Annotated in this window: 17 protein-coding genes; 4 read left to right on the forward strand and 13 right to left on the reverse strand. The window is 63.2% G+C overall.

What is annotated here, in order from left to right; all coding sequences use genetic code 11:
- Window positions 1-6 precede the first annotated feature (6 nt).
- From plsX to EB235_RS24430, 3 genes are all read right to left on the reverse strand, one after another.
- The gene (gene plsX / locus EB235_RS24420) at window positions 7-1,077 is read right to left on the reverse strand and encodes a phosphate acyltransferase PlsX (protein WP_027028527.1); all 1,071 of its coding nucleotides are present in this window, start codon (window positions 1,075-1,077) and stop codon (window positions 7-9) included.
- 113 nt (window positions 1,078-1,190) lie between these two features.
- Complete coding sequence (locus tag EB235_RS24425; protein WP_027028526.1) at window positions 1,191-1,739, reverse strand: YceD family protein; 549 nt, start codon at window positions 1,737-1,739, stop codon at window positions 1,191-1,193.
- Between the two features lie 3 nt (window positions 1,740-1,742).
- Window positions 1,743-2,285 carry a ubiquinol-cytochrome C chaperone family protein gene (locus tag EB235_RS24430; protein ID WP_027028525.1) on the reverse strand — a complete coding sequence of 181 codons (543 nt, stop codon included), beginning with the start codon at window positions 2,283-2,285 and terminating at the stop codon, window positions 1,743-1,745.
- 114 nt (window positions 2,286-2,399) lie between these two features.
- Between EB235_RS24430 and EB235_RS24435 the strand changes: the two genes are divergently transcribed.
- The 3 genes from EB235_RS24435 (at window position 2,400) to EB235_RS24445 (ending at window position 4,614) form a co-directional block, all read left to right on the forward strand.
- Window positions 2,400-2,912, forward strand: coding sequence for an outer membrane protein assembly factor BamE (locus tag EB235_RS24435; protein WP_027028524.1), 513 nt, complete (start codon window positions 2,400-2,402; stop codon window positions 2,910-2,912).
- A 192-nt stretch (window positions 2,913-3,104) separates the two neighbouring features.
- The gene (locus EB235_RS24440) at window positions 3,105-3,614 is read left to right on the forward strand and encodes a dTDP-4-dehydrorhamnose 3,5-epimerase family protein (protein WP_032925313.1); all 510 of its coding nucleotides are present in this window, start codon (window positions 3,105-3,107) and stop codon (window positions 3,612-3,614) included.
- Between the two features lie 55 nt (window positions 3,615-3,669).
- A complete protein-coding gene (locus EB235_RS24445; protein ID WP_245268726.1) occupies window positions 3,670-4,614 on the forward strand; it encodes a glycosyltransferase family 2 protein in 945 nt (314 codons plus the stop codon).
- Between the two features lie 87 nt (window positions 4,615-4,701).
- Here the strand turns inward: EB235_RS24445 and EB235_RS24450 are convergent, their stop codons facing one another.
- A complete protein-coding gene (locus tag EB235_RS24450; protein ID WP_027028521.1) occupies window positions 4,702-6,843 on the reverse strand; it encodes a sodium-translocating pyrophosphatase in 2,142 nt (713 codons plus the stop codon).
- 455 nt (window positions 6,844-7,298) lie between these two features.
- Between EB235_RS24450 and EB235_RS24455 the strand changes: the two genes are divergently transcribed.
- Entirely contained in the window at window positions 7,299-8,486 is a 1,188-nt protein-coding gene (locus EB235_RS24455; protein WP_051429548.1) for an AGE family epimerase/isomerase, read from the forward strand.
- A 78-nt stretch (window positions 8,487-8,564) separates the two neighbouring features.
- Here the strand turns inward: EB235_RS24455 and EB235_RS24460 are convergent, their stop codons facing one another.
- From EB235_RS24460 to ribD, 9 genes are all read right to left on the reverse strand, one after another.
- Window positions 8,565-9,314, reverse strand: coding sequence for an ABC transporter permease (locus EB235_RS24460; protein WP_027028520.1), 750 nt, complete (start codon window positions 9,312-9,314; stop codon window positions 8,565-8,567).
- Complete coding sequence (locus tag EB235_RS24465) at window positions 9,311-10,249, reverse strand: ABC transporter ATP-binding protein (RefSeq protein WP_027028519.1); 939 nt, start codon at window positions 10,247-10,249, stop codon at window positions 9,311-9,313. The genes EB235_RS24460 and EB235_RS24465 overlap by 4 nt, the downstream gene beginning before the upstream one ends.
- Window positions 10,246-11,409 (reverse strand): ABC transporter permease, encoded by a 1,164-nt coding sequence (locus EB235_RS24470; RefSeq protein WP_027028518.1) that lies wholly within the window; start codon window positions 11,407-11,409, stop codon window positions 10,246-10,248. The genes EB235_RS24465 and EB235_RS24470 overlap by 4 nt, the downstream gene beginning before the upstream one ends.
- Window positions 11,410-11,464: 55 nt before the next feature.
- The gene (gene osmF / locus EB235_RS24475; protein WP_027028517.1) at window positions 11,465-12,376 is read right to left on the reverse strand and encodes a glycine betaine ABC transporter substrate-binding protein OsmF; all 912 of its coding nucleotides are present in this window, start codon (window positions 12,374-12,376) and stop codon (window positions 11,465-11,467) included.
- A 180-nt stretch (window positions 12,377-12,556) separates the two neighbouring features.
- The gene (locus EB235_RS24480; RefSeq protein WP_027028516.1) at window positions 12,557-13,774 is read right to left on the reverse strand and encodes an MFS transporter; all 1,218 of its coding nucleotides are present in this window, start codon (window positions 13,772-13,774) and stop codon (window positions 12,557-12,559) included.
- The gene (gene nusB, locus EB235_RS24485) at window positions 13,771-14,271 is read right to left on the reverse strand and encodes a transcription antitermination factor NusB (protein WP_027028515.1); all 501 of its coding nucleotides are present in this window, start codon (window positions 14,269-14,271) and stop codon (window positions 13,771-13,773) included. Before nusB ends, EB235_RS24480 begins: the two co-directional genes overlap by 4 nt.
- The gene (gene ribH / locus EB235_RS24490; RefSeq protein WP_027028514.1) at window positions 14,268-14,762 is read right to left on the reverse strand and encodes a 6,7-dimethyl-8-ribityllumazine synthase; all 495 of its coding nucleotides are present in this window, start codon (window positions 14,760-14,762) and stop codon (window positions 14,268-14,270) included. The genes nusB and ribH overlap by 4 nt, the downstream gene beginning before the upstream one ends.
- 109 nt (window positions 14,763-14,871) lie before the next feature.
- Complete coding sequence (locus EB235_RS24495) at window positions 14,872-15,489, reverse strand: riboflavin synthase (RefSeq protein ID WP_032925311.1); 618 nt, start codon at window positions 15,487-15,489, stop codon at window positions 14,872-14,874.
- Complete coding sequence (gene ribD, locus EB235_RS24500) at window positions 15,489-16,619, reverse strand: bifunctional diaminohydroxyphosphoribosylaminopyrimidine deaminase/5-amino-6-(5-phosphoribosylamino)uracil reductase RibD (RefSeq protein WP_027028513.1); 1,131 nt, start codon at window positions 16,617-16,619, stop codon at window positions 15,489-15,491. The genes EB235_RS24495 and ribD overlap by 1 nt, the downstream gene beginning before the upstream one ends.
- Window position 16,620: the final 1 nt, after the last annotated feature.

A 16,620-nucleotide genomic window follows, 5' to 3' on the forward strand; every position in this document is an offset into this window, starting at 1 on the left:
TCTTTCCTATTCCTTCACGTCGGTAACGACGTCGGATTTCCGAGATGACAGGGCATGCGGGTTGCGCGCATGAAACAGGTCGAGGTCGGCCTCGATGCGGTCGAGCAGATTGTTGCGCACCATGTCGTAGCCAAGTTCGATCGCAGCGGCGAAACCGTCCGAATCGGCACCGCCGTGGCTTTTGACGACAATGCCGTTCAGCCCCAGGAACACGCCGCCATTGGAGCGGCCGACATCCATCTTTTCGCGCAGACGATCAAAGGCACCCTTGGCGAAGATATAGCCGATCTTGGCCATCAGGGTTCGGCTCATCGCGGCGCGCAGATATCCTGCTATCTGGCGCGCGGTGCCTTCCGCCGTCTTCAGCGCAATATTGCCGGCAAAGCCTTCCGTCACCACCACGTCGACCGTGCCCTTGCCGATATCGTCGCCTTCGACAAAGCCATGATAGTTCATCGAGGCCATGTTGGCCTCGCGCAGCATGCGTCCCGCTTCCTTGACCTCTTCCTGGCCCTTGATCTCCTCCACGCCGACATTGAGCAGGCCAATGGTGGGCCGGGCGATGCCGAATACGGAGCGCGCCATGCCGGTGCCGAGAATGGCGAAATCAATGAGTTGGTGCGCGTCGGCGCCAATGGTGGCGCCAACGTCCAGAACCACGCTTTCGCCGCGCAATGTCGGCCACAATGCGGCGATCGCCGGGCGATCGATAGTGTTCATGGTTCGCAGGCAGAATTTCGACATCGCCATCAGCGCGCCGGTGTTGCCGGCGGAGATGCAGGCGTCCGCGGCGCCCAACTTGACCGCCTCGACCGCCTTCCACATCGACGACTTCCAGCGGCCATGGCGAAGCGCCTGGCTCGGCTTGTCGTCCATCCTGACTGCGATCTCGCAGTGGAAGAATTCGCTCACCTCGGCCAATTTCGGAAACTTGGCCAGTTCAGGACGCACCAGTTCCTCGCGCCCGTAGATGACGAAGCGGATGTCGGGTCGACGGGTCGCGACCGTCATGAGCGCCGGAATGACCACGGCTGGTCCGTGATCGCCGCCCATGGCATCGATGGAAATCCTGATCACGCGGTATTCATCTCACGGTTAGGCGGCAGATCGCTTTAGCGGTCGCGAAGTTTCGGCGAAAATAGCGGTTTTGGCTTTTCACACAACCGACTTTTCCATCGCGGAGGAGGATTTCAGGATTTTCCCAGCAAGGATCGCAGTTTTTGCTGAAATTCATTCTCAGCCGCATCGGTCTTGTCGCCGGCATCCAGCGATGCGCCCGGCTTGCGCGGATAGGGGTCGATCGCCAATCCGAAGAACTGTTCGGCCAGCGCTCCGACATCGATGATGTCGCCGGAGAATGTTTCGGGACTGTCGGGGCCGTCCGCATCGAGCAATATCTCGCCACCGCCTTCAAATCCCTGCCGTCCAAGCTTGGAGTCCTCGGGCAGCAACAGCGCCTCGACCGGCTCGTCGATGTGCGCTTCGACGGGTTCGAGCGTGACGATGCAGGCCTGGGTGATGTCGGCTTCGACACGGCCACTGACCTTCACGCCATTGCGCTTCCAGGAGACCACCAGGAGTTCCGCGCGATAGGCTTCGACCGACAGCAGCCCGTGCGCCTCGGCGAGCACTGCGCGCTGGGCGGTGTCGGCCTCGATCACCACGGGCAACCCTTTGTGCGGCAGCCGGCCGACGTTTGCGAAGAAGGAAACCGGGCTTTGCGTATCAGCATGTTTCATCAATCAACCCTCCCTGGCGAGCGGAAACGTCACCGTGCCGGAGACGATTGATTCGGACGGCTGCGCGGACAGTTGCCGGCAGGCATCGGCAACGTAGCTGGCCAATTGCGGCGCCTGGGGCCAGGTTCCGGCGTCGGGCCGGACATTGCGGGCGAGTGCCGCGGTCAGCCCATCGTGGTCATTTCTTTCCAGCGCGTCATCATAGGCGGCGGTGCGGCCATAATACATCTTCGCCAGCTTCTTCATGCGTTTGGGCACGCCGACGTCGCCAATGCCCAACTCCCGCAGCGAATGATCGACGTCGAGGAAGAACTCGTCGATGAGCACCTGTGCGATCTCCTGCGCCGCACCGCGCTCGCCGCGCAAGCGATGCTGGAACAGGAACATATGCAGCGAAAGCATCTCGAAACGGCCGAGCGGCGTGTCTGGCACATTCCAGTGGGAATAAAATACACTCTGCCGCGCCGCCGCCACGATTTGTGCGTAAAGCGCGTCGGTGATGGCGCGGTTGGCGTGACGTTCGCGACCAAAAAGGCGCTGGAACATGGGGATGGTCTCCGGGGACCGTTTGTTGAATTGGCCTTGTTGCATCGGCAAGCAAGCTGGTTTACCGGTTTTGCGGCCCAGCGCAAGTTGCGGCGATATAATGGAGAATTGTTGTTGCGCGCGCTGAATTTCAAGTCGACCTTCACGTCCAGGCCCGCCGGCGCGATCTCGCTGTTGCTCGTCGTTTCGGCGCTCTCGGCCTGCCACTCCAGCAAGATGTTCGGTGACCTCACCCCGAGCGAGACAATCACCCAAGGCTACGTCATCGACCAGCAGGCAGTCGATTCGGTGCCCGTTGGTTCCAGCCGCGAGCAGGTGCTTCTGGCGCTTGGCACGCCGTCGACCACGGCCACTTTCGACAATGAGGTGTTTTATTACATTTCGCAGACGCGCAAGCGCTATGTCGCCTTCGCCAAGCCGAGGCTGGTCGACCAGAAAGTGCTGGCGGTTTATTTCGGAGCTGACGGCCGCGTCACCCAGATCGCCAATTATGGCTTGAAGGACGGCAAGATCTTCGACTTCATCTCGCGCACCACGCCGACTGGCGGCAAGGATCAGAACTTCCTCAGCCAGATCATCAACGGCGCCAGCAAGCTGGCGCCGAGCCTTCCCGGCGGCACTCCCTGATCATAACACCCTGCTTCCCTTCGCGGAAAGCGGCAACACCTCAGGCGACCAAAAACCCGCGGGAGCGATCCTGCGGGTTTTTGTTTTGTCCAGGCAGAGGCTTGCCAGCAATGGGGCGAGCCCGTATCAAATCCAGCGGGTTTTGGGGTTTTGAAAATGGGTAGTGGCGAGCGCATAGCACCGGATGGCTGGATGGCCACAGGGGCGCCTGACCGGCAAACCGTGACACCTGATTGGCTTGCCATAGAGCCGCCGGCAATCGATGGCGTCAGGGTCAAGGAAATCAGGCCGGTGGCGACGTCCAACGGCTATCTCACCGAGGTGTTCCGAGACGAATGGGATCTCGATCAATTGCCTGTCGGCCAGGTCTTCCAGCGCACGATGTATCCGGGTGCGGTGACAGGCTGGCATGCACACAAGGTGACGCAGGATCGGCTTTTCTGTTGTGTCGGCAGTGTGCGTATATCGCTCTACGACGGCCGAAAGGCCTCCCCCAGCTTCGGCACGGTCTGGCACAAGATCGTCGGCGCCTTGCGCCCAGCGATCGTCATCATCCCGCCTGGCGTATGGCATGGCGTGACGGCGCTGGGACCGGAGATCGCCATGCTCCTCAATCTGGTCGATAAGGCCTATGCGTACGACGCGCCCGACCATTGGCGCCTGCCGCCGGACACGGATCACATCCCCTATAAACTGGTGTAGCGTGGAACGATCCGGCCTCTCCGACGCAGCCGGGCAGAACGCGCCACTCGTCTCGGTGGTCATTGCAACCCACAACCGGCCTGCCGCCTTGCGACAAGCACTGCGCAGCGTGCTGGGCCAGACCTTGCAGGATTTTGAAGTTCTGGTGATTGGCGACGCCTGTCGCCCGGACACGGCAGCGACCATCGCCGAGTTTCGCGACCCACGCATCGTCTATGTCGACCTGCCGGTCAATTTCGGTGAGCAATCCGGACCCAACAATATCGGCTTTGTCAGGTCGCGCGGCCGCTTCGTCGCCTTGCTCAATCAAGACGATCTCTGGTTTCCAGACCATCTCGCCGCGACCACGGGATGGATCGATGCGACCGGCGCCGATGTGGTGATCGCGCGCGGCATCGTTGTTGAACCGCCCTCGGCGAAAGGCACCCATGCCCGGAATTCGGTATTTGGGAACGGCAGGGGCGGCTTCTACGATCCCGCCATCACAACGGGATATGGTTCAGCCCAGATGGTCCGAAGAACATCACTGGACCGGCTGGGTCCCTGGCGTCCCGCCAGCCAATGCTACTGCGAAACATCGCAGGACTGGCTGTTTCGGGCTTGGCAAAAAGGCGCTGTGATTGCGACGATGCCTCATTTGACGGTCCTCAAGCTGCATTCGGGCATGCGCAAGGGCAGCTATGTCGACGATTTGGCGACGGAACAGGAGGAGTTTATCGACGCAATGGCCACACCGGACGCCTTGCGTGTACGGGTTCTCAGCGCGGTCGAGCCTCCACTTCGTTGGAGAAGATACACCTATTTCAGGCGCAGATTGCTGGTGGCCTTTGGTATTCACCCAAGGGCACTGTCCTTTCGTCGCCGACATAAGCCCGGCGCATTCGTCGCCAGGCTGCGCGAGATACGCGGCCTGGCGCCGATGCCGAAACGCGAGCCGAGCGCGGAAGAGTTGCTCACACTCTATCGCAACCGGATAGACACAAACGCCAAGGACGATTGAAAGCACCCTCCCCGGCCGAAACGGCCAGTCTCAACGAAAAACCCGCGAGGATCGCTCCCCGCGGGTTTTGTATTCAATCGTTGTCGCTCAGCCGTGCGCGAGCACGGCCAAAAGCAGGAGCGCGACGATGTTGGTGATCTTGATCGCCGGATTGACCGCCGGACCGGCGGTGTCCTTGTAGGGATCGCCGACCGTATCGCCGGTCACCGAAGCCTTGTGCGCCTCGGAGCCCTTCAGGTGCTTGACGCCATCCTTGTCGACAAAGCCGTCCTCGAAGGACTTCTTGGCGTTGTCCCAGGCGCCGCCGCCCGAGGTCATCGAGATGGCGACGAACAGGCCGTTGACGATGACGCCGAGCAGCGAGGCGCCCAGCGCTGCGAAGGCCGACGCCTTCGAACCCGAGATCAAGAGCACGCCGAAATAGACGACGAGTGGTGCCAGCACCGGCAGCAGCGACGGGATGATCATTTCCCGGATCGCAGCCTTGGTCAGGAGATCGACCGCACGCGCATAGTTCGGCTTCGACGTGCCCGCCATGATGCCCGGATCTTCGCGGAATTGCTTGCGCACCTCCTCGACGATGGCGCCCGCCGCACGGCCGACGGCCGTCATGGCGATGCCGCCGAACAGATAGGGGATGAGGCCGCCGAAGATCAGGCCGGCGACGACATAGGGGTTGGAGAGATCGAAGGAGATTTCGCCCATGCCCTGGAAGTAGGGATATTTGTCGCCATTGGCGGCAAAGAACTTCAGGTCGTTCGAATAGGCAGCGAACAACACCAGCGCACCGAGACCGGCCGAACCGATGGCATAGCCCTTGGTCACGGCTTTCGTGGTGTTGCCAACCGCGTCGAGCGCGTCGGTCGAGTGGCGCACTTCCTTGGGCAGGCCGGCCATTTCGGCAATACCGCCAGCGTTGTCGGTGACCGGGCCGAAGGCGTCGAGCGCAACGATCATGCCGGCAAGGCCGAGCATGGTGGTAACCGCGATCGCCGTACCAAACAGGCCAGCGAGCTGGTAGGTCGAGATGATGCCGCCGACGATGACGATTGCCGGCAGCGCGGTCGATTCCAGAGACACCGCGAGACCCTGGATGACGTTGGTGCCGTGGCCGGTCACCGAAGCCTGGGCGATCGAGTTGACCGGGCGCTTGTTGGTGCCGGTGTAGTACTCGGTGATCACAACGATCAAACCGGTCACCACGAGGCCGACCAGGCCGCAGATGAACAGGTTCTTGCCGGTGATGATCATGCCGGCAACGGTGCCGACTTCACCCCAGCCGACTGTAGCGGACGTGGCGATCCCGAGGCCGACGATCGACAGCAGGCCGGTGACGATCAGGCCCTTATAGAGTGCGCCCATGATCGAGCCGTTCGAACCGAGCTTGACGAAGAAGGTGCCGACGATCGAGGTCAGGATGCAGGCGCCGCAGATGGCGAGCGGGTAGAGCATCGCCGTCTGCAGAACAGCGGTACCGCCAAAGAAGATGGCGCCGAGCACCATGGTGGCGACGACCGTCACCGCGTAAGTCTCGAACAGGTCGGCGGCCATGCCGGCGCAGTCGCCGACATTGTCGCCGACATTGTCGGCGATGGTGGCCGGGTTGCGCGGATCATCTTCCGGGATACCGGCTTCAACCTTGCCGACCAGATCGCCGCCGACGTCGGCACCTTTGGTGAAGATGCCACCGCCGAGACGGGCAAAGATCGAGATCAAAGAGGCGCCGAAACCGAGCGAGACCAGCGAGTCGATAACGATACGGTCATTGGGCTGCAGGCCCATCGGACCGGTCAGGATCAGGAAGTAGATCGACACACCGAGCAGCGCGAGACCCGCAACCAGCATGCCGGTGATGGCGCCCGATTTGAAGGCGATGTCGAGACCGGCAGCGAGGCTGTTGGAGGCAGCCTGCGCGGTGCGCACATTGGCCCGCACCGAAACATGCATGCCGATGAAGCCGGCAGCGCCCGACAGAACGGCACCGATCAGGAAGCCGATCGCGGCAGTGATCGAAAGCAGCCACCAGGCGAGCACGAGCACGACCACGCCAACAATGGCGATGGTGGTGTACTGGCGCGCCAGATAGGCCTGCGCGCCTTCGCGGATGGCGGCGGAGATTTCCTGCATGCGTGTATTGCCCTGATCGGCCGCGAGGACCGAACGTGTCGCCCAGATGGCATAAAGGACAGAAAGCAAGCCGCAGGCGATGACGGCGTAAAGTATGGTCATTGCCGAATTTTCCTCGATTGCTGGCCCAAAAGAACCCCTCCCTGGGCCGTTGAGACAAAGACCGGAATCCGCGCACGGAATCCACCTCTTCGCATCGGTGTATGCGAAACAGGGCTGCGAACGTCAAGATATTGTTCGGTTTTTGCCCGGCTTTCGCCCAAAAGGCTTATGCGCCAGCATGCCTGTCGACCGTCGCCCCTTTTTAGATCGATTGAAATCGATCACGCCCGTCGGAGGAGGCGCTTCGCAAACGCCTGGGATGGGCCTATTGTCGAGATGAAACAGGTGTCGGGTGTCACTCATTCCAGGCGGTCGCTTCGAAGCGAAAGAAATCAACCGACCGGAATGGCTGTGCCGAATTCCATGCGCGAACCGCAACTTCTTGCCATCCTGACGCGCTGGTGATGACGGCCAGCCCTCCGATGTTCCCCTTAGATCGCTCGCCGGCAGAACGAATGCGCCTTCTCGCCGTCAAGGCAGAGAACGAATTGAAGAGACGGCTCTTACCGTTTTGGACCGCGCTGGAAGACCGCGGAAACGGCGGCCATTTTTCACACGTCAGCCCAATCGGCGAAATCGATCGCGATGCGCCGCGCGCGACCGTGTTCGTTGCGCGCCTGCTGTGGACGCTTTCGGCAGTCGACCGCGCGGCCGGAAGCGCCGAGATACGGCGCCAGGCCGAACACACCAGCCAGTTCCTTCTGACGAGATCGGCCGACAAGCGGTTCGGCGGCTTCTTCTGGTCTGTCACTCCGGCAGGGCGCAAACACGAGCCGGACAAGCACCTCTACGCGCAGGCTTTCGCGATCTTCGGCCTTGCCGCTTACGCCAGAGCGAGCGGTGATCCGGCTGCGCTGCGCCAGGCGCTTGCTGCTTTCCGCCTCGCCCACGCGAAGATGCAGGCCGTGGGGGGCGAGTCCTTCAGCCGTTATTGGTGGGCGACGCCAAACCGTCGCCTGGCGGAAGGCCCTGATATAGGTCTGCGCAGCATGAATGCGCATCTGCACTGGCTGGAGGCGCTGACCGAGCTTCTCGTGACATCGCATGCTGAAGACGTACGCGACGCGCTGGAAGCTCTGCTGCGCCTCTTCCTGACAAGCTTCATCGCATCGGAAGGCACCCATAGCTGGTCGATACTCGACACCTCGCTGCGGCCTGTCGGCAAAACAATATCCTACGGGCACGACATCGAGGCGAGTTGGCTGCTCGATGCTGCGGCCGACGCGCTGGGCGATCGGGAGCTTGCCGATGCGACCCGGCTTGCCGCGTCCCGCCTGTGTCGCGGGGCCTTGGGAGGGATCATGGACGACGGATCGCTGGCCAACAGCGGCGAGGCGCAAGGCGTGACCGATCGAAGCCGCATCTGGTGGGTGCAGGCAGAGGCAATGACGGGGTTGCTGAACGAATACGAACGCTCCGGAGACCCGACAATGCTCGACCGTGCCGAAGCCCTGTGGCGATACATCGAGGCGCACATCTTGGACCGGGACGGAGGCGAATGGTTCCGGCGCGTCGCGCCCGACGGCACGCCGGACCGCAGCCTCCCGAGGGTCGACGCATGGAAGGACCCCTATCATCAGGCTCGCGCATGCCTGCATATGATGGAACGCGCCGCCCGCATTGCCGCGGCCAGTTCTGGATGAGGTCAGGTTTGTTTCACCCAGAACCCCGATGGCGGGCTGGCCAAGCGGAAGGCGTCGCTGCTCAAGCAGACTAAGCTGCTATTCAGCCTCGCTGCCCATGCGCCGCGCCGCATAGCGCTCAACCGCCGACAACCCGTCATAAATCAATACGGCAAGGGCCGCCACGATCAGGCCGCCCTGCAGGATGAAGGCAAGATTGTTGGACAACAGGCCGGCGATGATCACCTCGCCCAGCGTCTTGGCGGCCACCGTCGAACCGATGGTGGCGGTGGCAAGACCGATGACCACCGACAGCCTGATGCCGCCCAGGATGATCGGCGTGCTGAGCGGCAGTTCGACCTTGATGAGCCTTTGCCAGCCGGTCATGCCGGCGCCGCGCGCCGCCTCGACGACATTGGCCGGCAACGTCGTCAGCCCGGTCAGCGCGTTCTCGAAGATCGGCAGCAGGCCATAGAGAAACAGGGCGATCAGCGTTGGCCATTCACCGAAGCCGACAGCCGGCACGGCAAGCGCCAGCACAGCCACCGGCGGAAAGGTCTGGCCGATGTTGACCAGGCTGCGCGAAAGCGGCAGGAACTCGGCGCCTGCCGGCCTTGTGACCAGGATGGCAAGCGCAACGGCGACGATGGTCGCGGCGACAGTGGCGAGCAGAACGGTGCGCAGATGCAGCAACGTCAATGTCAGCAGGCTGCCCTGATTGTAGATCACCGGCGCATTGTTTTCTGTCAGCGGCTTCAGCAGCGGTTCGAACCAGCCGGGATTGGTGAGGAAGGCGACGAGCAGCACCACGAGGGCAAGCCGCAGCAGCGCCGGCAGCCAGGCTTTCATGTCGGCCTCGCCGCGCGCTTGACCAGCCCGTCCACCGTGACGCGGCCGAGCGGCTTGCCGTCGGCGCCTTTCACCGGTAGCGCCGGCCGGCCCGACCACAACAGCTCGGCCAATGCATCGCGTTGGCTGGCATCGCCTGATATCGCTTCGCCATCGGCGGCGCCATTCTCCACTGCGTCACGCACCCGTCCAAGCGACAACAGCCGGAACGGCCTTTCGCTGGCGCCGACCAGGGTCTCGACGAAATTGCTGGCCGGGTTTGCCAGGATCTCGGCGGGGCTGGCGTATTGCACAAGCTTGCCGGCATCCATGACGGCGATCTTGTCGCCCATATGCACGGCTTCCTCCATGTCATGGGTGACGAGGATGATGGTGGTGCCGAAGCGCTTCTGGATCGCCAGCAGATCTTCCTGGGCCTTGGTGCGGATAATCGGGTCGAGCGCGCCGAACGGCTCGTCCATCAACAGCACATTGGGCTCGGCGGCGAGCGCACGGGCCACGCCGACGCGCTGCTGCTGGCCGCCCGACAGTTCGTGCGGATAGCGCGGCCCGTAGGCCTGCGGATCGAGCTGGTAGAGCGTCATCAGCTCATCGACGCGGGCCTTGATTCGGTCCCTGTCCCAGCCGAGCAGCACCGGCACGGTAGCTATGTTCTGCGCCACGGTGCGATGCGGAAAAAGGCCGTGGCCCTGGATGGCATAACCGATGCTACGGCGCAGCTCATAACCGGGCACGGAGCGATTGTCGGCGCCGTCGAGCTTGATGATGCCGGCTGTTGGCTCGACCAGCCGGTTGATCATGCGCAGCAACGTTGTCTTGCCGGAACCGGATGTGCCGACAATGACGCAAACCGTGCGTGGCTCGACGACCATCGAGACGTCATCGACCACCGTCGTCGCGTCATAGCGCTTGGTAATGCCTTCGATCTCGATCATGCCGTTTCAACCCTGCGCTTGGTGGAGGTCATTTCGATCACCGCATCGAGGATGATGGCGGCGGCGAAGGCGAGCGCCACGGTCGGCACCGCGCCGAGCAGCACCAGGTCCATCGCAGTCTGGCCGACACCCTGGAAGACGAACACACCAAAGCCGCCGCCGCCGATAAGGGCGGCGATGGTGGCAAGGCCGATGTTCTGCACCAGCACGATGCGAATACCGGTGAGGATCACCGGAAAGGCCAGCGGAAACTCGACACCGAACAGGCGCTGGCGGTCGGTCATGCCCATGCCGCGCGCGGCGTCGTTGGCCGCGCGGGGTACACCAGCAAGCCCGACCACGGTATTGGCCACCACCGGCAGCAGCGAATAGAGGAACAGGGCGACAAAGGCAGGTGCCGTGCCAATGCCGCGAATGCCAAGCGCGGCAGCCCCCGGCACATGGAGGGCGACCCAGCCAAGCGGCGCGATCAGCAGGCCAAACAGCGCGATCGAGGGAATGGTCTGGATGATGTTGAGCACGTTGAGCACGCCGGACCGCAGCCTTTCGACACGATGGCAGAGGATGCCGAGCGGCAGGCCGACGACCACCGCGGCAAACAGCGAGCCGAGCGCCAGCGTCACATGCTTGGAGCCTTCGGCCCAGAAACTGTCGGCGCGGTTGAAATATTCCTTGAGGATGGAAAGGTCGTTCCAGCTCCCCGACACCAGAAGCAGGCCAATGGCCACGGCAGCGGCGAGCAGCACACCAACACGGGCCAAGGGCGACAAATTCAGCCGCGTCAGCACATCCGCCAGCAGAAGCGTGAAGGCGAAGATGAGAATCCAGAAACCGTAAGCTGGAGACACTCTGGCAAAGGTGTTGCCGGCCGGCGTCAAGAATGTGCCGGCGACGCCAACGAGCAGTGCGAGCGCGACAAGTGCCACCACGCTTGCGGCGAGGCGCAGCATGAGCGGCGCCTTGAAGAGCGCGATGAGCGCCGCGGCGACGATGATGACGAGCAGCAACGGCCCGGTCGCTGTCGGCAGCGCTTCGAGAATCGAACGCGCCTGGCCGGGAACAATGCGGTTGGCACGGAACGTCGCGAAGGGGGCAAGGAACGCCGCATAGGCCGCGATCGCGGCGATGACGACGCCCAGCTTGTCGAAACGGATATTCACGCCCTCCCCCAGTCGGTCGTCCGGCGCGCCACTCAAGCGGCACGCCGGAATCGTCCTACTTCAGAAAGCCGTTCTTCTTCAGGAAGTCCTCGGCGACACCCTTGACCGGCTCGCCACCGACCTGCACACGACCGTTCAGTTCCTGCAACGTGACGAGATCAAGCTTGGCAAAGACCGGCTTCAACAGCGTCTCGATTTCGGGATGTTCCTTGAGCACGGATTCGCGGATGATCGGCGCTGGCTGGTAGACTGGCTGCACACCCTTGTCGTCCTCAAGCACGACCAGACCGGACGGCGCGATGCCGCCGTCAGTACCGTAAACCATGGCGGCGTTGGCACCGCTGGTCTGGTTGGCGGCCGCGGCGATGGTCGCCGCCGTGTCGCCGCCCGAGAGCGTGATCAGCTGGTCCGGCTTCAAGGTGAAGCCGTAGGTGGTCTGGAAGGCCGGAAGGGCTGCCGCCGAATTGACGAACTCGGCGGAAGCCGCCAGCACGACCTTGCCGCCGCCCGAGACGTATTTGCCGAACTCCGACAGCGTGACGAGCTTGTTGGTATCCGTCACTTCCTTGCGCAGCGCGATCGCCCAGGTGTTGTTGGCCGGGGCCGGCGACAGCCAGACGATCTTGTTGGCGTCATAGTCGAGTTTCTTGGCAGTCTCATAGGCCTTGGCGGCATCCTTCCATACCGGGTCATCCGCCTTCTCGAAGAAGAAAGCGGCGTTGCCGGTGTATTCGGGATAGATGTCGATCTCGCCGGCGGTGATTGCCTTGCGCACCACCGGCGTGCCGCCGAGCTGAATGCGGTCGGTGGTTTTGATGTTGTTGGCGTTCAGCACCAGCTGGATGATGTTGCCGAGCACGCCGCCCTCGGTGTCGATCTTCGAGGAGACGACCACCTGGGCATTGGCGGAAGCCGCCGTGATGGCCAGCGCCAATGCCGCGCTGGCGAAAACCTTGACTGAAAACATCGTGAAAACCCCTTGCTGTGAACCGGAACGCGGTGGCCGCATATGAGCATGGCTTCAACGGCCAGTCGGGGCACACGGTTTCATAACAATAGGTAGAGGCGCAATAATTTTGTGTCAGATCGGCAAATTCGGCCGAAGCAATCCTGACAACATCTTGTCAGGTCGGTCGTGATTTGGTGATCAGGTGCTGACCTTGGGCGAAGCCGTCATCTTGAGCGCGCCAAGCGCCACGAGGCACAGCACTGTGACCGGAAAGATCATCCAGTTCAGCATCTCCCAGCCCCAGGCGTTGTAGACCATGCCCGACAGCAGCGACGCGCAGGCGACGGAGCCGAACAGGACGAAGTCGTGAAAACCCTGCACCTTGCCCTTTTCCGACGGCCGGTAGCTGGCAGCCACCATGGCGGTGGCACCGATGAAGCCGAAATTCCAACCGAGGCCAAGCAGGATCAGTGACGTCCAGAAGTGCCATAGCGCCAGACCCGACAAAGCGACAATGGCGCAGCCCATGAGCAGGATCAGACCGATGGCGACGATGCGCTCGGCACCGAAGCGATGGATCAGCGAGCCGGTGAAGAAGCTCGGCGCGAACATCGCCATGACGTGCCAGGAGATGCCGAGCGTCGCGTCATTTTCCGACAGGCCGCAGCCGACCATGGCCAGCGGCGCGCCGGTCATGACGAAGCTCATCAGCGCATAGCTGCCGACGGCGCAAAACAGCGCGGCGACGAAGCGCGGCTTGGTGACGATTTCGGCCAGGGACCTGGCATCACCCTCGGTAATATCAACCTTGTTCGCGGCCTTCGCCGGCAGGCGCAGGAACGACAGGATAATGGCGCCGACCGCGGCCAGCGGCAGGATGGAGATGAACGAGCCGGCAAACATCACCGGCGCGAACAATTCACGGGTGAAGATGACGATCTGCGGCCCGAGGATGGCGGTGACGATGCCACCGGCCAGCACGAAGGAGATGGCGCGAGCCTTGAACTGTGGCGGCGCATTGTCGGCGGCGGCGAAGCGGAACTGCTGGACGAAGGCGCCGCCGGCGCCGATCACGAGCAGGCCGAAGGCGAACAGCCAGAAGCTGCTGTGGAACAGTGCCAGGGTGGCGACCAGGCCGCCAAGGGCGGTAATGACGGTTCCGGTCATGAAGCCGCCGCGCTGGCCCAGCCTGCGGATGATGGCCGCGGCCGGCAACGCACCCAGCGCCACACCGATGTTGAAGCCGGTGATCGGCGCCGTCGCCAGCGACTTGTCGGCACCGAGCAGATATTGCCCGGCCAATGCGCCCATGGAGATGGCTATAGGGGCGGCCGAACCGATAATCGCCTGCGAGGCGGCGAGGATCAGCGCGGTGCGCCGCGCCTCCTTGCCGGCCTCGACGGCGATTGACGTCACGATGCGTCCTTGCCGCGCCCTTCGCCACGCACCCGGCGTGAAACGCGGTCGAGCACGGCGTTGACCAGCTTCGGCTCGTCTTCCTCGTAGAAGGCCTTGGCGATGTCGACATATTCCGAAACGATGACCGCCACCGGTACGTCTTCACGCTTCATCAGTTCATAGACGCCGGCACGCAGGATGGCGCGCAGCGTTGAATCGAGCCTCGACAGCGGCCAGTCCTCGGTAAGCGCCTGGCGTATGATTGGATCGATGTTCTTCTGGTCCTCGACGACGCCTGCCAGGATGGCGCGGAACCACTGGGCATCCGCCTCGCGATAGAGTGCGCCGTCGACTTCCTTGCCAAGGCGAAACGCCTCGTATTCGGCGGTGATCTCAAAGACGCCGCTGCCGGAAACATCCATCTGATAGAGCGCCTGCACGGCGGCCAAACGGGCAGCGCCGCGCTTGTTGGCGTGACGCACGGCCGGCTGTCCGGGCGAAGCGGGTTCGCTCACGATCGCGCTCCCAGTCGTTCCTTGAGCGCGATCATGGTCAGCGCCGCACGCGCGGCAAAGCCACCCTTGTCGCCTTCCGAGCGCTTGGCCCGCGTCCATGCCTGTGCGTCGTTCTCGGTGGTCAGGATGCCGTTGCCGATGCAGACCGAGTCCTGCACGGTCAGGTCCATGAGCGCGCGGCTGGATTCATTGGCGACGATATCGAAGTGGTAGGTATCGCCACGGATGATGCTGCCGAGCGCAACGAAACCATCGTAATGCGTGCCGCCTTCCGCCGCGCCGTCCAGCGCGAAGGTAATCACTGCAGGAATTTCGAGCGAACCTGGAACGGTGACGACGTCGTAGCTCGCGCCCGCTTCATCGAGCGCGCTTGTCGCGCCGTCGAGCAGCGCGTCGGCAAGGTCGTCATGGAAGCGCGCTTCGATGATGAGCAGATGCGCCTTCGTCTTCGGACGAATGAAGGCTTTGCCGTGTTGGGATGTGCCAGCCATGAAAGTCTCCGGGGGGTTGCCGGTGACTTAGGCCGAAGCCGGGTTGATCGCAAGCGGAAGATTGGCGGTAAGCGTATGAGGCGCCTTGGAACGGGCGAACCAGCAGACTTCAGAGCCCCTCTTTCGCCGCCTCCGCCAGCCGCGCCGCGTAGCGGGCCATGGTGTCGATCTCGAGATTGACGCGGTCGCCGGCCTTGCGCTCGCCCCAGGTGGTCACGGTCAGCGAGTGGTGGATCAGCAGCACGTCGAAGCGGGTGCCATCGACCTTGTTGACGGTGAGCGAGGTGCCGTCGAGCGCGACGGAGCCTTTTGGGGCGATGAATTTCGCCAGATGGCGGGGCGCCTCCAGCGTGAAGCGCACTGCGTCACCCTCATCCTTGCGCTGGACGATCTCGGCGGTGCCGTCGACATGGCCTGAAACGATGTGGCCGCCAAGTTCGTCGCCGATCTTCAGCGCCCGCTCGAGATTGACCTTGGTGCCGGATTTCCAGCTCGAGGCCGTGGTCAGCCGCAAGGCTTCCTCCCAGGCCTCGACCTCGAACCAGCGGGCGTTCGAGCCGCTGTCGGGCAACGCCGTCACCGTCAGGCAGACGCCGCCGCAGGAGATCGAGGCGCCGATGGCGATGGTCGCGGGGTCATAGGCAGTATCGATGCGCAGGCCGACGCCTTCGCTCAGCGGCTTGACACTAGCTACGGTGCCGATATCGGTGACAATTCCGGTAAACATCAGATATCCCTTATCCACTCGGCATAGCTGTCTTCGCCGAACCGCATCTCGCGCAGCTTGCGAAATCCAGCCGGGATATGGTCAGCGTCAACAGGCGATGCAATGCCGTCCTCGCCGATAGCTTCCGGCCCCTGGAACAGCACAATGCGGTCGACCAGCCCATCGGCCAGGAAAGCGCTCGCCACCTTGGCGCCGCCCTCGACCAACACGCTTGCCATGCCGAGCGCCGCCAGATCCTCGAGTAGTTCCGGCAATGCCACGCCGCCTTCGTGCGTTTCGGTGCCGATGAAGCGCACACCGGCGCGCTCAAGCGCTGCCCGGCGCTGCGGATCGGCCTCCAGGCACGCGGCGATGTAGAGCGGCACGCGATCCACGCCCGAGACCAGTTTCGAGTTCTCCGGCAGTCTGATCTGCCGGTCGAGCACGATGCGCGCCGGCGAACGGTTCTCCAACCCCGGCAGACGGACCGTCAGCGCCGGATTGTCTTCCAGCGCCGTTCCGATGCCAACCAGAATGGCGTCGGCCTCGGCTCGCATCAGGTAGACCTCCCGGCGTGCGATATCGCCTGTTATCGCGACCTGGCCGGCGCCTCCTCTGCCGATCTTGCCGTCGCTGGAAAGCGCAAGCTTCAGAATCACTTCCGGGCGCTTGCTCAGCGACCGAATGAGATAACCGGCCATCTGCTCGGCGGCTTGCGCCGCCAGCACCTTTTCGACCACTTCGATGCCGGCGGCGCGCAAGATGGCATAACCCTTGCCGGAGACGCGCGGATCGGGATCGCTGGCCGCACCCACAACCCGCGCAATGCCGGCATTGACCAGCGCATTGGCGCAAGGCGGCGTACGACCGTGATGAGCGCACGGCTCCAGAGTGACGTAAGCCGTGCCCCCACGCGCGAGCTCGCCCGCCTCCGCCAGCGCCTCGGTCTCGGCATGTGGCCGGCCGCCGATCGCGGTGACACCCGTGCCGACGATCATCGGCCCCGCACCGTCATCGCGCACGATGATGGTGCCTACGGAAGGATTGGTCGAGGTTCGGCCCGCATTCCTGCGTGACAGCCGCAAAGCGGCGGCCATGAAACGGCGATCAAGGGCTGCCTGTTCAGCCTCGCTGCGTTGCGATACCGCCATG

It is taken from the genome of Mesorhizobium loti R88b, from assembly GCF_013170845.1.
Taxonomy (GTDB): Bacteria; Pseudomonadota; Alphaproteobacteria; order Rhizobiales; family Rhizobiaceae; genus Mesorhizobium; species Mesorhizobium loti_B.

Coding starts and splice junctions, on each gene's coding strand:
- ribD (WP_027028513.1), bottom strand. CDS start 16,619: ATGGCGGTATCGCAACGCAGCGAGGCTGAACAGGCAGCCCTTGATCGC.
- EB235_RS24450 (WP_027028521.1), bottom strand. CDS start 6,843: ATGACCATACTTTACGCCGTCATCGCCTGCGGCTTGCTTTCTGTCCTT.
- EB235_RS24460 (WP_027028520.1), bottom strand. CDS start 9,314: ATGAAAGCCTGGCTGCCGGCGCTGCTGCGGCTTGCCCTCGTGGTGCTG.
- EB235_RS24430 (WP_027028525.1), bottom strand. CDS start 2,285: ATGTTCCAGCGCCTTTTTGGTCGCGAACGTCACGCCAACCGCGCCATC.
- osmF (WP_027028517.1), bottom strand. CDS start 12,376: ATGTTTTCAGTCAAGGTTTTCGCCAGCGCGGCATTGGCGCTGGCCATC.
- EB235_RS24465 (WP_027028519.1), bottom strand. CDS start 10,249: ATGATCGAGATCGAAGGCATTACCAAGCGCTATGACGCGACGACGGTG.
- EB235_RS24425 (WP_027028526.1), bottom strand. CDS start 1,739: ATGAAACATGCTGATACGCAAAGCCCGGTTTCCTTCTTCGCAAACGTC.
- ribH (WP_027028514.1), bottom strand. CDS start 14,762: ATGGCTGGCACATCCCAACACGGCAAAGCCTTCATTCGTCCGAAGACG.
- EB235_RS24440 (WP_032925313.1), top strand. CDS start 3,105: ATGGCCACAGGGGCGCCTGACCGGCAAACCGTGACACCTGATTGGCTT.
- EB235_RS24495 (WP_032925311.1), bottom strand. CDS start 15,489: ATGTTTACCGGAATTGTCACCGATATCGGCACCGTAGCTAGTGTCAAG.
- EB235_RS24455 (WP_051429548.1), top strand. CDS start 7,299: ATGCGCCTTCTCGCCGTCAAGGCAGAGAACGAATTGAAGAGACGGCTC.